Annotated in this window: 9 protein-coding genes; 8 read left to right on the top strand and 1 reads right to left on the bottom strand. The window is 68.2% G+C overall.

Going from position 1 to position 14,749, the window contains the following annotated elements; all coding sequences use genetic code 11:
* Window positions 1–96 precede the first annotated feature (96 nt).
* From G7Y85_RS02830 to G7Y85_RS02810, 5 genes are all read left to right on the top strand, one after another.
* On the top strand, window positions 97–954 hold the full coding sequence (locus G7Y85_RS02830; RefSeq protein ID WP_166251336.1) for an NfeD family protein: 858 nt from the start codon (window positions 97–99) through the stop codon (window positions 952–954).
* 13 nt (window positions 955–967) lie between these two features.
* On the top strand, window positions 968–1,717 hold the full coding sequence (locus G7Y85_RS02825) for a slipin family protein (RefSeq protein WP_166251333.1): 750 nt from the start codon (window positions 968–970) through the stop codon (window positions 1,715–1,717).
* Window positions 1,718–1,888: 171 nt separating this feature from the next.
* Window positions 1,889–2,881, top strand: a complete 993-nt coding sequence (locus tag G7Y85_RS02820) for an Lnb N-terminal periplasmic domain-containing protein (RefSeq protein ID WP_366514909.1) — start codon at window positions 1,889–1,891, stop codon at window positions 2,879–2,881.
* A gap of 31 nt (window positions 2,882–2,912) precedes the next feature.
* Window positions 2,913–3,728 carry a DODA-type extradiol aromatic ring-opening family dioxygenase gene (locus G7Y85_RS02815; protein ID WP_166251330.1) on the top strand — a complete coding sequence of 272 codons (816 nt, stop codon included), beginning with the start codon at window positions 2,913–2,915 and terminating at the stop codon, window positions 3,726–3,728.
* A gap of 89 nt (window positions 3,729–3,817) precedes the next feature.
* Window positions 3,818–5,164 (top strand): class II 3-deoxy-7-phosphoheptulonate synthase, encoded by a 1,347-nt coding sequence (locus G7Y85_RS02810; protein WP_174839734.1) that lies wholly within the window; start codon window positions 3,818–3,820, stop codon window positions 5,162–5,164.
* A 42-nt stretch (window positions 5,165–5,206) separates the two neighbouring features.
* Here the strand turns inward: G7Y85_RS02810 and G7Y85_RS02805 are convergent, their stop codons facing one another.
* Window positions 5,207–6,289 carry a ZIP family metal transporter gene (locus G7Y85_RS02805; protein WP_166251327.1) on the bottom strand — a complete coding sequence of 361 codons (1,083 nt, stop codon included), beginning with the start codon at window positions 6,287–6,289 and terminating at the stop codon, window positions 5,207–5,209.
* Window positions 6,290–6,375: 86 nt separating this feature from the next.
* Between G7Y85_RS02805 and G7Y85_RS02800 the strand changes: the two genes are divergently transcribed.
* From G7Y85_RS02800 to G7Y85_RS02790, 3 genes are read left to right on the top strand one after another with little or no spacing between them, the layout of a single operon-like run.
* Entirely contained in the window at window positions 6,376–6,870 is a 495-nt protein-coding gene (locus G7Y85_RS02800; RefSeq protein WP_166251324.1) for a hypothetical protein, read from the top strand.
* A 4-nt stretch (window positions 6,871–6,874) separates the two neighbouring features.
* Window positions 6,875–12,517: an Ig-like domain-containing alpha-2-macroglobulin family protein gene (locus G7Y85_RS02795; RefSeq protein WP_166251321.1), complete on the top strand. Its 5,643-nt coding sequence runs from the start codon at window positions 6,875–6,877 to the stop codon at window positions 12,515–12,517.
* Between the two features lie 37 nt (window positions 12,518–12,554).
* Window positions 12,555–14,615 carry a transglycosylase domain-containing protein gene (locus G7Y85_RS02790; RefSeq protein WP_166251318.1) on the top strand — a complete coding sequence of 687 codons (2,061 nt, stop codon included), beginning with the start codon at window positions 12,555–12,557 and terminating at the stop codon, window positions 14,613–14,615.
* The last annotated feature ends 134 nt before the right edge of the window (window positions 14,616–14,749 follow it).

Below are 14,749 nucleotides of genomic sequence, written 5' to 3'. Positions count from 1 at the left end.
GCCGAACCGCTTGGCCACGGCGATTTCGATTGCCTTGCGGGCCCTCGAAACAGGAGTAAGGTGGATTCGGGTTTCGCCCGGATGGAGCGAGTGCCGATGAGGATGTGTGCGCTGCTGTTCGCCTTGTGTGCCGGTTTGATCGCCGCCGCCGGTCGCGCGGACGTCGCTCCCGATGCCGACCCCGCGGGGCCGACCGTGCACGGCGGCATCGGGCTGCAGGCTGCCGATGCGGCGCGCGGTGCGCCGGTCGGCAACGTCGCGACGGGCGCGATTCCGGCACCGGCGCCGAACATCGTCGGAGCCCGCATCGTCATGCTGGACCCGGGCTGGCGCGATCGCCTGCTGGGCCTGATCGCGAGGCCCATCGTGGCCTATCTGCTGCTGCTGGCCGGCATCTACGGCTTGCTGCTCGAAGCGCTGCATCCCGGCGCAACCCTGCCCGGCGTGGTCGGCGCGAGCTGTCTGCTGCTGTGGCTGTTCGCGGTGCAGGTGCTGCCGATCGACTACCGCGGGCTTGCGCTGATGGTGCTGGGGCTGATGCTGTTGTTCGCGGAGGCGACCGTGCCGAGTTTCGGCGTGCTCGGTGTCGGCGGTCTCGTCGCGTTCGTGACCGGCTCGATCACGTTGATGGGGGCAGGTGCGGGTCACGGGTTCGATCTGGCGCTGGGTCTCGGCCTTGCGATCGCTGTCGCTATGATCATGGCGCTGACCCTGTACTTCGTCTGGCGCGTGCGCCGTGCTGCATCCGGCAAGGGCAGCGCCGAGTTCATCGGCAGCACGGTGCAGGTACAGTCGGTCGACGGCAGTTGCCATGAAGGCTGGGCGCGCTTCCACGGTGAGCGCTGGCGCATCGCGGCAACGCGTGCGCTGGCGCCCGGCGACACCGTGCGCATCGTCGATCGCGACGGGCTGACGCTCGTGGTCGAACCCTTCGCGTCATCCGGAACCACCTGACAGGAGAAAGCACATGCCGACCGCACTGGTGACACTGCTCGCGTTGATCGTCGCCGCGCTGATGCTGGCGCTGCGCGTGCTCAACGAATACGAACGAGGCGTCGTGCTGACGCTCGGGCGCTATACCGGCACCAAGGGTCCGGGTCTGATCGTCCTGATTCCACTGGTGCAGCGCATGCTCAAGGTCGATCTGCGCACCATCGTCATGGACGTGCCCTCGCAGGACGTGATCTCGCGCGACAACGTCTCGGTCAAGGTCAATGCCGTCGTCTACTTCCGCGTCGTCGATCCGGCCAAGGCCACGCTCAAGGTCGCCGTGTATTACGACGCCATCAGCCAGCTGGCGCAGACCACCTTGCGCTCGGTGCTCGGCCAGCACGATCTCGACGAAATGCTCAGTGCCCGCGACAAGCTCAACAACGACATCCAGATCATCCTCGACGAGCAGAGCGATCCCTGGGGTGTCAAAGTGAGCACGGTCGAGATCAAGCATGTCGACATCGACGAGAGCATGATTCGCGCGATCGCCCGGCAGGCGGAAGCCGAGCGTACTCGGCGTGCCAAGGTGATTCACGCCGAGGGTGAAATGCAGGCCGCGCAGAGGCTGACCGAAGCCGCGGCGCTGCTCGCGCGCGAGCCGCTGGCGATCCAGCTGCGTTATCTGCAGACGTTGATCGACATCGCCGGCGAGCACAATTCGACGATCGTGTTTCCGCTGCCGATGGATCTGATCGGGCAACTGGTCGGCGGCAAAAAGGGCTGAAACCGCTTTGGAAGCGGATCGCGCCGTGGGCTTTCCGCCGGTTCGCGACGCCAAGCCGGGTCTTGATGCCAGAATGCCGGCCATGCAAAACACCATCAGGCTGATCGATGCCGGCGGTGCTGTCGTCGACGCGCGGCGGCGGTTTTCGTTCGTGCACCGGCCTGGCCGGACGTGCTGCTGCATTTGAGCCTGCTGTGGCTGGGCTCGCTGCTGTCGCTGTCGGCGACCGCCTGGGGCGGCCTTGCGCTCGGCTATCAGCTGCCGGCGCGCGGTCCGGGCAGAGGCTGGATGATCGGTGCGTGGATCGTGATGGGTCTGCTGGTGACCGTGCTGCCTTGGAGCGGACATGCGGGAGCGGCGCTGGTGGTCGGCGCGATTGCCATGACCGTGCTGCTCGCCTGGTGGCGGACGATAAGGCCCTCGAATACCCGCGTCTGGGCCGATGATGTCGCCCGTCAGCTTGGCAGCCGCGTCGTCGGCGATATCGTCACCCTGGAAAACGTGCGCAATTTCGAATGGCGCAGCCTCGGCGACTACAGCGCGCGCTGGGAGACGCGCCAGTACGATCTCGGCCAGCTGCGTTCGGTCGATGCCCTGCTGTCGTACTGGACCGGGCCGCTGATCGCCCATGTGCTGGTCTCGTTCGGTTTCGCCGACGATCGCTATCTGGCGTTCTCGATCGAGATCCGCAAGGAACACGGCGAAGCGTATTCGGCGCTGGGCGGCTTCTTCCGCAAGTTCGAAACCGGCCTGGTCGCCGCCGACGAGCGCGACATCGTGCGCCTGCGATCGAACCTGCGGCGCGAAGATGTCTACCTGTACCGCATCGCCCTGCCGCCGGACGCAATCCGCTCGCTGTTTCTCGCGTATCTCGCCGAGGCCGAGAGCCTGCGCCGCCGGCCGCGCTGGTACAACACCGCAACCGCGAACTGCACCACCGTGGTGTTCGAGATGCTGCGCCGCATCGTCGGCCGTTTGCCGCTGGATTACCGGCTGTTGCTGTCCGGCCGCCTGCCGGAATACATCGCCGGCCTCGGCGGTCTGACACCGGGTGTCGATCTGGCCACGCTGCGCCGCGCCGGCTGCATCAACACGCGCGCCTGGCTTGCCGATCAGGACCCTGCCTTTTCGCAGCGCATCCGCGATGGCGTGCCCGGCATCTGAAAACGCAACGCACTCCGGAGTATCCGCCCCCATGTCCGATCGCGATCCGCTTCGTCAGCCCAGCCTGTACATTCCGCATGGCGGCGGCCCTTGCTTTTTCATGGACTGGAATCCGCCCGGCATCTGGGATCGCATGGCGGATTTCCTGCGCGGTCTGGTCGCAACCCTGCCGGCGAGGCCACGCGCCGTGCTGCTGATTTCCGCGCACTGGCTCGAAGCCGCCTTCACGGTCGGCAGTCATCCGCAGCCACCGCTGATCTACGACTACTACGGCTTTCCCGAGCACACTTATCAGCTGCGTTACGGCGCGCCCGGCGCACCGGTGCTGGCCGCGCGCGTGCGGACATTGCTGGAGGCGCAGGCGCTGCCCGCCGCCGATGACGCGCAGCGCGGCTATGACCACGGCGTCTTCATTCCGCTGAAGCTGGTCCTGCCGGCGGCCGATGTGCCGGTCGTGCAGCTCTCGCTGATGGCGTCGATGGATGCGGCCGCGCATCTCGCTGCCGGCCGCGCGCTGGCCGCATTGCGCAACGAAGGCGTGCTGATCGTCGGCAGCGGCATGAGCTTTCACAACATGCGCGCCTACGGCGATCCGCGCTTCGGTCCGGTCTCCGAGCGCTTCGACAGCTGGCTGACGGCGGCGGTCGAGGCCGCTCCGGCCGAGCGTGAAGCGCGGCTTGCGCGTTGGGACGAAGCCCCTGACGCGCGCCTGTCGCATCCACCGCGCGCCGAAGAGCACCTGCTGCCGCTGATGGTCGCGGCCGGCGCGGCGCCGGGCGGCGTCGGCCGCTGCATCTTCAGCGACCGCGTGATGGAGACGACAGTGTCCGCCTATCGCTTCGACTGAATGCCGGTGGTGGCCTCGCGCGGCCTCATGGGCCGCCGAGCGGATCAGTCCCTATAATCCGCGCCTTTCCGGTCAACGACGAAGTCAACGTGAGCCCCGTCATCGCGCCCGACTGGCGCCCCGATTCCTGGCAGGACAGGCCTGCCGCCCAGCAGCCGAACTATCCGGATGCCGATGCGCTGCAGGCGGCACTGGCCCAGCTGCGCAGCCTGCCGCCGCTGGTCACGTCCTGGGAGGTCAACAGCCTCAAGGCGCAGATTGCGCGTGCGCAGGCCGGCGAGCTGTTCGTGCTGCAGGGCGGCGACTGCGCCGAATCGTTCGCGGACTGCCGCTCGGACGTGATCGCCAATCGCCTCAAGGTACTGCTGCAGATGTCACTGGTGCTGGTGCACGGCATGCGCAAGCGGGTGCTGCGCATCGGCCGCTTTGCCGGGCAGTACGCCAAGCCGCGTTCGGCCGATCTGGAGACGCGGGACGGCGTCACGCTGCCGAGCTATCGCGGCGATCTGGTCAATGCCCCGGGCTTCAGCGCCGCGGCGCGCATTCCCGATCCGCAGCGCCTGCTCGAAGGCCACATGCGTTCGGCGATGACGATCAATTTCGTGCGCGGCCTGATCGACGGCGGCTTCGCCGATCTGCACCACCCGGAATACTGGGATCTCGATTGGGTTCAGCATTCACCGCTGGCCGCCGACTATCAGCGCATGGTCGATACCCTGGGCGATTCCGTGCGCTTCATGGAGACGCTGGCCGGCGGCAGGGTCAGCGATTTCTCGCGTGTCGATTTCTACACTTCGCATGAAGCGCTGCTGCTGTGGGCCGAACAGGCGCAGACCCGGCAGGTGCCGCGCGCCCCGGGCTGGTACAACCTGTCCACGCATTTCCCGTGGATCGGCATGCGCACGGCCGACCTCGGCGGCGCGCACGTCGAATACTGTCGTGGCATCCGAAATCCGATGGGCGTCAAGGTCAGCCCGACGATGACGACGGAGTGGGTGCTCGATCTGTGCCGCGTGCTGAATCCGGACAACGAAGCCGGACGTCTGACCCTGATTCACCGCATGGGAGCCGACAAGATCGCAGATCATCTGCCGCGCCTGATCGAAGCCGTGCGCAAGGCCGGTCATCAGGTGCTGTGGATGTGCGACCCGATGCACGGCAATACCGTGTCGACGCCGAACGGCCTGAAGACGCGGCCCTTCGATCGCATCATGTCGGAAGTCGAACAGGCGTTCGCGCTGCACAAGGCCTGCGGCTCGACGCTGGGCGGCATGCATCTGGAACTGACCGGCGAGGACGTCACCGAGTGCACGGGCGGCGCACGCAACCTGTCGCACGAGGATCTGGAACGGGCGTACAAGTCGCAGGTCGATCCGCGCCTCAACTACGAGCAAGCCCTGGAGCTTGCGATCAAGATCGCCCGCATCGCGGACTGAGCCGCGGCGCGGATCGAGCGCCTACGGGCCTGCGTACCGTATTCAGTGCGCGTGCTCGTGGTCGTGCCGCGGATGCGGCAGCGCGCGCGCGATCCAGGCGCGGCCACCGCAGCGCAGCAGCGATGCGGCATAGAGCGCGACCAGCGCGACCAGCGCGCCGAGATGCAGGGCGTCCGGTACGGCTGGCGTCGGCAATGGCGCGAAACCGTGGCCGAGATGGGCGCCCAGGAACGCCGCGAGCAGCAGCGCCAGCACCACCCAGATTGCACTGGCGTCGACCGATCGTGCCGCGCCGCGCTGCCAGGCCGCCGGCAGGCCTTTGCCGATCGCACTGAGGCCATGAAGCACGTGTGCCGCGATCAGCCACGGCGCCACGGCCGCTGCCAGCCGGGTGAAGTGGCTGAACAGTTCGGCGGCCGGCAGGGCGTCGGTATCGAGCCGTGCGAGCACGACCAGGCCGGCCAGAGCGCAGAGATTGCCGAGGCCTTCGAATCGCGGCGCCGAGGGATGATGCGCGTCCGGATCGATGTGTGGACGCCCGAACACGACGTGCAGGATGGTGCCGGCAACCAGTGCCTGGAACCAGGCCCAGCCGGTTGCGCCGAGCAGGGCGCCGAGCGCCGGGCCGTAGCGGAAGCCGGCGATCGTGCCGGCACACATCGCCAGAATGGCCAACAGCGGTGGCCAGCGGCCGAACACCGGAAACAGCAGCCACCAGACCATCAGGCCGACCGGCACGCTGTGCAGGGCGACGGCCAGTGGCAGCGCGATGGCGATATGCGCATCGCCGCCCGCCGACAGCGCCACGCCGTCGCCAAGGCTGTGCACGACCAGCCCGAGCATGGCCAGCAGCAGGGCGACCAGATGCGCTTCGCGGCGCGCGCGGCTCAGCCAGTTCTCGAGCAGCGTCGGGCCGAGCAGACCGGTCACGAGGAACAACGCGCTCCAGCGGCCGCCGGCGCTGAACGTGCCGGGCACTGCTTCGATCAGCACGAGGCCGAAGATGCTGACGAACAGGAAGCCGTCGAGGAAGGCCAGCACGGCCGAGCGCCGCTGCGCCCAGCCGTACAGCAGCGGTCCACTGAGCAGGGCAGCGAGCGTGGCGAGAAGCAGGGCGAAGTGCATGAGGAGGCCGGTGATCAGCTGTCATTATTCCACGAGCGTCAAGCCCGCAGGCCGCTGGTACAGTGAGCCGATTCAGGGAGAGAGCGATGAGGAAGATCTTCGCGCTGATCGCCGTGCTGCTGATCGTTGCGGCTGGCGGCTGGTGGTATCACGTACGTGGGGCGGCGGATCGCTTCGACTACGAAGCCGTTTTCGAAAAGCCCGCGACTTCCGGCGCCGCGGCCTCGCTGATCGACATCGTTGCGATCGCCGGCAAGCCGCGTGCTGCAGTGAGCAAGGTGCTCGGCGAGCCGCAGCGTTGCGAGCCCGGCGAGTTCTCGGAGCGCTGCCGCTACAACGGCATCGGTGTCGAGATCACGTACATCGCCGACAAGGCCGACTGGATCACCGTGCCGCTGTCGTCCGGCGAGCTGCCATTGGCGGCGACCAGCCTCGCGGTGCTCGGTCTGCCGCAGCGCGAGCCGGATCAGATCGATGAACACGACGATATCTGGCATGGCCTGGCCGGCTACCGCGAGGTGCGGCTGGTGGGCAACGATCAGGGGGCGATCTATGCGCGCATCAAGGTCACCACGCTTTGACGCCATGCGCCGGCTGATCGTCACGCTGGCGCTGGCATTGCTGTACGCGCCCGGCGCGCGCGCCGAGGCGCTGCAGTTGCTGCGCGTGACGCCGGCCGGCGAGGACGTGCCGGCGCAGAGCCAGATCGTGCTCGCGTTCGACCGCGCCGTCGTGCCGCTCGGCCGCATGGAGCGCGACAGCAGCGAAGTGCCGGTGACGATCACGCCGGCGGTCGCGTGCCACTGGCGCTGGCTCGACACCCAGAATCTCGCCTGCAATCTTGCCGACGGTGACTCGTTGCGCGAGGCGACCGCGTACACGATTGCCGTGCAGCCGGGCTTCGTCGCACAGGACGGCAGCAGTCTGGCGTCGCCGCGCCGCTATCGGTTCGTCACCAGTCTGCCGCGCGTGCAGTACGCCGAGGTCGGCGACTGGTCCGGTCCGAGCCTGCCGCAGCTACGAGTGCAGTTCAGCCAGCCGGTGACCGCCAAGTCCGTCGAACAGTCCATCACGCTCGACGGTGCGCCATTGCAGGCACAGCCGGCCTGGTACGATCGCGAGACGCCGTTCTGGACACCGGACGGCGAGGCGCGTGCAACCTGGCTCCTGCGCCCACGTGCGCCGCTTGCCGATGACCGGGGCTACAGCCTGCAGGTGCAGCCGGGACTGCGTTCGGCGTTCGGTGCGCAGCGTGGCGACGAATCGCGCAGCATCGCCGGTTTCCAGACGTTTGCTGCGCCGCGGCTGATCGGTCTGCGCTGCGACGACAACGGTCGCACGCGCGTGATCGCGCCGGGTGCGCGTTGTGCGCCGCTGGAAGGTGCGTCGCTGGTGTTCAATGTGCCGGTCGCGGCGCAGGCCCTGCGCGACGCGCTGACGATCGTCCCCGACCTGCGCAAGGCCGAGGCGAACGATGACGACAGCGCCGATGACGGTACCGGGGACGGCGATGATGGCGACGACGACAGCGCCGCGGCTGCGCGCACGGTCAGCGGCGATCACGCCAGGACCGACACCTACGACCTGCGCCTGCCGTTCGCGCTGGCAGCCGAAACCGACTACCAGCTGACCGTCGCAGCGGCATTGCAGGATCGATTCGGTCGTGCATTCGGCAAGGCGACGACGCTCGGCTTTCGCACCGGCGCGCGCACGCCGCGACTGGTGTTCGAGCATTCGCCGGCAGTGATCGAATCGGGTGTCGACTCCGACGTGCCGGCGATCGTCACCAATCTCGAGACGCTGCATCTCGGCGCGCAGCGCATCACGGCCGGCGCCGACGCTGACCGCGCGGCGAGCCGCGACCTGAAGTTGCCGGCGGTTCGCAATCTCGCCTACGCGACGCCGCTCGGCATGCGCGAACTGCTGGGTGCGGGCAGCGGCGTGCTGCTCGGCGAGCTGAGCAGCACGCCGGCGACCTCGAAAAAGCCCTTGCCGTTCTTTGCCGAAGTCACGCCCTGGCAGGTACACGCCAAGTACGGCAACGCCAATCTCCTGGTCTGGGTGACGGCCATGGCCGACGGCGCCGCGGTCGGCAGCGCCGATGTCGCGGTGCTCGACGGCTGGCATGGCGCCGTCAAGGCCAGCGGCCGTACCGACGCCAGCGGCCTGGTGCAGTTGCCGGGCAGCGCCGAGCTCGATCCGCAGCTCGATCGGCAATACCTTGCGACGCGCAGCGACGGCCGGCAGCCGCTGGTGCTGCGGGTCACGCGCGGCAACGACATCGCGCTGTTGCCGCTGACCAGCGAGTTCCAGGTCGACACCTGGCGCGCGTCCCGCGAACAGATTTCCGAATGGCGGCGCGAGCGGCATGGTCATCTGCGCGCCTGGGGCACGACCGCGCAGGGCGTTTACCGCGCCGGCGACACGATTCAGTACAAGCTCTATGTCCGCGACGACGGCGACCGCACGCTGAAGCCGGCACCGGCCGGCGACTACACGCTGCGCATCATCGATCCGACCGGCACGGCCGTGCAGGTGCGCGAGCATCTCGCACTGTCGGCCTTCGGCGCGATCGACGGCGAACTCAAGCTCGCCGACGCGGCGGCGGTCGGCTGGTATCGCTTCGAATTGCAGCCTGCTTACGCCAGGGACCTGACGCTGGAGCCGATTCGCGTGCTGGTCTCGGATTTCGTGCCGGCGCCGTTCCACGTCAGCGCCGAATGGCGTGCCGGGGATGCGATGCCGGGTGCGCGGCTCGACGCGAACCTGCGCGCGACACTGCACGGCGGCGGTCCGTTCGCCGATGCCAGGGCGCGCATCACCGCGCGCGTGCAGGCGGCGCCATTCGAGCCGCAGGACCCGCTCGCGAAACGCTACAGCTTCGACACCTGGCAGTCCGGGGGACGCGAGAGCGCACCGCTGCTCGATCAGGAAGCGACGCTCGACAACAAGGGCGAATGGACCACGTCGCTGCAGTTGAACGACAGCGCGGTGCTGGTCGGCGATCTGGTGCTCGAAGGCACGGTGCAGGACGATCGCGGTCGCGCCATCGTCGGTCAGGCGCGGATTCCGTATTTCGGGCGCGATCGCTACATCGGCATCAACTACAGCGGCTGGGCGCAGGCCGGTCAGGCCGCCGAGGTCGACACGCTGGTCGTCGATCGCGACGGCAAGCCGCAGGCGGACGCCCCGTACTACGTTACGATCGAACGCCGGATCACCAAGGGCGCGCGCGTCAAGGGGGCGGGCAACGCCTACATCACGCGCTACGTGCAGAGCTGGCAGCGGGTCGCAAGCTGCAAGGGCCGTTCGCACGCAGACGGCGATCACTGCCGTTTCACGCCGGATGCCGCAGGCGAATTGCGCGCGACGGCGATGACGCAGGATCGTCATGGCCGCCTGCACGAGTCGACGACCTGGATCTACGCGCAGGGTCGTGACGCCGTGCTATGGGAAGACCGGCCGGACTTTTCACTCGACGTGCGCGTCGACAAGGCGAAGTACAAGGTCGGCGATGTCGCCCGTCTGTTCGTCGAGAATCCGTATCCGGGCGCGACCGCATTGATCACGGTCGAGCGCTACGGTGTGCTCGAGCGTCGCACGCAGAAGCTGGAGACGGCGACGCCGGTCATCGAGATTCCGATCAAGCCTGAATATCTGCCCGGCGCCTATGTTTCGGTGACGGTGGTGTCACCGCGTGTGGCGGCGCCCGTCAAGGACGGCGTCGATCTCGGCAAGCCGACGTTCCGCATGGGCTACGCGACGCTCAAGGTCGAGGACCCGTATCGCGAACTGCAGGTCGAGGTCACACCGTCGAAAGCCGAGGCCAGGCCGCGCGAGGCGCTGCAGGTCGAGCTGGCGGCAAGGCCGCGCCACGACAGCGGCGAACCGATCGAATTCGCGGTTGCGGTACTCGACGATGCCGTGTTCGATCTGATCTCCGGTGGCAGCACATACTTCGATCCGCTCCAGGGCTTCAATCAGCTCGATGCGCTGGATCTTGCGAACTACAGTCTGCTGACGCGATTGATCGGCCGCCAGAAATTCGAGAAGAAGGGCGCGAACGCGGGCGGCGATGGTGGCGCCGACCTGTCGCTGCGCTCGGTCGACAAGTTCGTTGCGTACTGGAATCCGTCGCTGAAGGCCGACGCCGACGGTCGTGCGCGGTTCACGTTCACGACGCCGGACAATCTGTCCGGCTGGCGCGTGCTGGCGATGGCCGTGACACCCGGTGATCGCATGGGGCTCGGGCAGGGCAGGATCGCGGTCAACAAGCCGACCGAGCTGCGCTCCGCCCTGCCGAATCAGCTCGCGCTCGGCGATCAAGTCGACGCGGCGTTCACCTTGATGAACCGCGCCAGGAAGCCCCGGACGCTCGGCGTCAGCATCGAGGCAAGCGGCGCGGCGCGCGGCAGGATCGAGCAGTCGCTGACGCTCAAGCCGTTCGAGCGTCGCAATATCGGCCTGCCGTTGACGGTCGATCAGGCCGGCACCGTGCACTTCGTCGTGCGCGCCGGCGACGCTGCCGATCGGGATGCCTTGCAGCTTGACGTACCGGTGCACGAGCGTCCGCTGACGATGACAGCCGCCGACTTCTCGCCGCTGACCGCCGCGCAGCCATTGACCCTTCCCCTGCAGTTGCCGGCCGGGGCGACGCACGCCGATCTGCGGCTGGCCTTTGCCAGCAGTCTGCTGGGCAATCTCGACGGCGCGTTCAGTTACATGGCGGACTACCCGTACCTGTGCTGGGAGCAACGGCTCACCAAGGGCGTGATGGCCGCGCACTTCCTCAAGCTGCGCGCACGACTGGCATCGCCGCCGGACTGGAGCGACGCGCAGACCCTGACGCAGAAGACGCTCGACGACGCGGCCTCGTTCCAGGCGCCGGGTGGCGGCATGACGTTTTTCGTGCCGCAGGATGCGTACCAGAGTCCGTATCTGTCGGCCTATACCGCGCTCGCGTTCGGCTGGCTGCAGGCGATGGGCTACCGGCCGCCGAACGCGGTCTGGGACAAGCTCGACGCCTATCTGCGGACGCTGCTGCGCGAGGATATCCAGGGCAGCGGCTACGACAGCGCCGAACTTCGCGCACAGGTCCGGGCCGTCGCGCTCGCCGCGCTCGCGCAGCGTGGTCAGCTCGGGGCCGAGGATCTGCAACGCTATCAAGTGCAGCTGCCGCGCATGGGCCTGTTCGGCGAGGCGCTGTTTGCGCAGGCCGCCGCGCATACGCCGGGTGGCGGCGATGCGCTGCAGGCGGCGACGGCGCGCATGCTCGCGCGCGGTCAGCAGTCGGCCGGCAGTTTCGTGCTGGCCGACGATCGTGGCAGCGACGATGCCTGGCTGCTGGGCTCGCCGTTGCGCTCGAACTGCGCGGCGTTGTCGGCGCTGCTGGCGCCGGCCGATTCGCACGGCACGGCCGGCGACGCCGAGCTGGCGATGAAACTGACACGCACCATCACGCAGGCGCGCGGCACGCACACACACTGGGAGAACACGCAGGAGAATCTGTTCTGCACGCGTGCGCTGATCGACTATGCGGATCGCTACGAAGCCGTGCCCCTGAAGATGACGGCAAGCGCGGCACTGGACGCGCAGACGCTCGGCAGCGTACAGCTCGCCGACGGTCGCTCGGCGACGATCGACAAGCCGCTCGAAGCATCGGCCGGCGCCGCGCGCAGCCTGCAGATCCGCGGCAGCGGCGACGGCCGCGCCTACGTGACGACGACCCTGCGCTATGCGACGCCGGTGCCCGATGCGGCACTCGACGCCGGTCTGAGCGTGTCGCGCCACTACTTCGTGCAGCGCGATGGCCAGTGGCAGGCACTGTCGGGTCCGCTGATGTCGGTACGCCAGGGCGAACGACTGAAAATCGAGTTGAGTCTCGATGTGCCGGCATGGATGACCTACGTCGTCGTCGACGATCCGGTGCCGGCCGGTCTCGAGCCGGTCAATCCTGACCTGGCCACTGCCTCGGGCCTGGATGCGGAGACGCTGGCGCAGGCCAGTCCGGCCTATCCGTATCCGTTCTACTACCGCGCCCTGCGCTTCGATGGCGTGCGCTTCTACGCCGACGAGATTGCGGCCGGGCACTACAAGCTGGCGTGGATCGCACAGGCGGTCGCGAGCGGCGAGTTCGCGGTCACCGAGACGCACGCCGAACGCATGTATGACCCGGACGTGTTCGGCAACGGCATCGCCGCGCGACTGAAGGTCGAGCCGGCGCCGTGAACGGGCGTTTGCCGATCGTGGCGTCCGGCGCGCACGCATGAAGATCGTCCGCGCCATCGCCCTTGCCGGTGCGCTGCTGGTGCTGGCGACGCTGGCCTCCCAGCGCGCCCTGCCGGACACCTTGCGACTCGATACCGTCGCCGCGCAGCAGCCCGAGGTGCTCGACCGCGACGGTCGTGCCTTGCAGGTTTCGTATGACGGTGGTTGGAATCTGCATGATCGGGTGCCGCTGGAGCGCATTCCGGCGCGCCTGCGCACGGCCTTTGTCGAGGCCGAGGATCATCGCTACTGGCGGCATCGGGGCGTCGACTGGCGCGCGCGCGTCGCGGCGCTGTGGACCGATCTGCGCGCCGGCCACGCTGTTCGCGGCGCGAGCACGATCAGCGAGCAGGTCGTGCGGATTCTCCATCCCAGACCGCGCACGGTCTGGTCGCGCTGGGTCGAAGGCTTCGAGGCCATGCGTCTGGAAGCCCGCTTCAGCAAGGCCGACATCCTCGAGTTCTATCTGAATCAGGTGCCGTACGGCGCCAACCGTCGCGGTGTCGGGCCGGCGGCGCAGTACTACTTCGGACGCAGCCTCGACACGCTGTCGGCGCAGGAAATGCTGGCGCTCGCGGTCATGGTGCGCGCGCCCTCGCGTTTCGCGCGCGAACCGCTGGCGCTGCAGCAGCGCGTACGGCGTCTGGCGTCGGCGATGCAGGCGCGCGGCGAATGGCCGGCCGGCGCGATCATCACCAATCTGCCCGATTTCGTGCGGCCGGTGCCGGAACTGCATGCCGCGCATTTTCGTGCGTTTGCGGCACGCGAGGCGGCGCGTCTGCGACCCGGCACGACGCGTGTGCACTCCAGCCTCGACGTCGCGCTGCAGGCCGCGGCCGAAGATTTCCTGCGCGAGCGACTGCGCGATCTGGCGCGCGATGGCGCCGGGCAGGGCGCGGTGCTGGTCGTCGATCTCGACGGCAACCGCATTCGCGCCTACGCGAGCGCCGATCGCGTCCATCCGCATGCGGTCGGCATCGACGCCGTGCAGACACCGCGCCAGCCCGGTTCGACGCTCAAGCCGCTGCTCTATGCGCAGGCCCTGGAACGCGGCTGGCGCGCCGACACGACGATAGACGACGCCGAACTGCGCGAGCGCATCAACGGCGGTCTGCACGAGTACCGCAACTACAGCCGCACGCACTACGGCACGGTCACGGTCGCCGAGGCGCTCGGCAATTCGCTGAACATTCCGGCCGTGAAGGCGCTGCAATTCGTCGGTCAGCAGGCGTTTCTGACGCGCCTGCAGGCGCTGGGCGTGCACAGCCTCGTCGAACCTGCCGACTATTACGGGGACGGTCTGGCGCTCGGCAATGGTGCGCTGAGTCTGTACGAGCTCGTGCAGGCCTACACGGCGCTGGCGCGCGATGGCGTCTGGCAGCCTCTGACGGTGTTCGACGACACCGGACCGCAAGCGCCGCCGCAGCCGCTGATCGCGCGCGACGCGGCACGCACGATCAGCGCGATCCTGTCCGACGCCTCGTCGCGACTGCTCGAGTTCGGCGAAGGCGGCGTGCTGCGCTTTCCCGTGCGCACCGCGGTCAAGACCGGTACCTCCAGCGATTACCGCGATGCCTGGACGGTTGCGTACAACGGCCGCTGGCTGGTCGGCGTGTGGATCGGCAATCTGTCGGGCGTCGCAACCGAAGGCGTGACCGGCGCGCGCGGACCGGCGCTGCTGACACGTTCGCTGCTCGCCGGTTTGCCGCCGGACACGCCGCTGCGCGCCGCGACACTGAATCTGGCGGCCGATGCCGACGCAAGCAAACCGGTCGAGACCTTGCCGGACACGCCGAGGATCGGCCAGCCCTTCGATGGCCTGCTGCTGGCGCGCGATCCGCGCATTCCGGACGCGCTGGAGGCGCTGCGCTTCGAACTGGCCTGGCGCGAGACGCCGGTCGCCGTGCGCTGGCAGGTCGACGGCGCGACGGTCGCCGAAACCAGCGACGCGCAATACGACTGGCCGCTGGTGGTCGGCGCGCACCGCCTGCAAGCGGCGGTGCGTGGTGCCGACGGTGTCGAGAAGCTGACGCCGGCGGTGCACTTCACGGTCCGGTGATGATGCGCAAGTCGCTGATCGCAAGACGCTTTGACCTTGGGTGTCCGGCGCATGGCTTGATTCTTGCCGCTTCGACTACAGGAAGAGACCCGAGCCGGCATAATGCTGGCACCCAACCTGGAGATCTCGTGGAC

Origin of the sequence: Solimonas terrae (genome assembly GCF_011067135.1) — a bacterium.
Classification (GTDB): domain Bacteria; phylum Pseudomonadota; class Gammaproteobacteria; order Nevskiales; family Nevskiaceae; genus Solimonas; species Solimonas terrae.
This window is presented reverse-complemented; position numbering and strand designations above follow the sequence as displayed.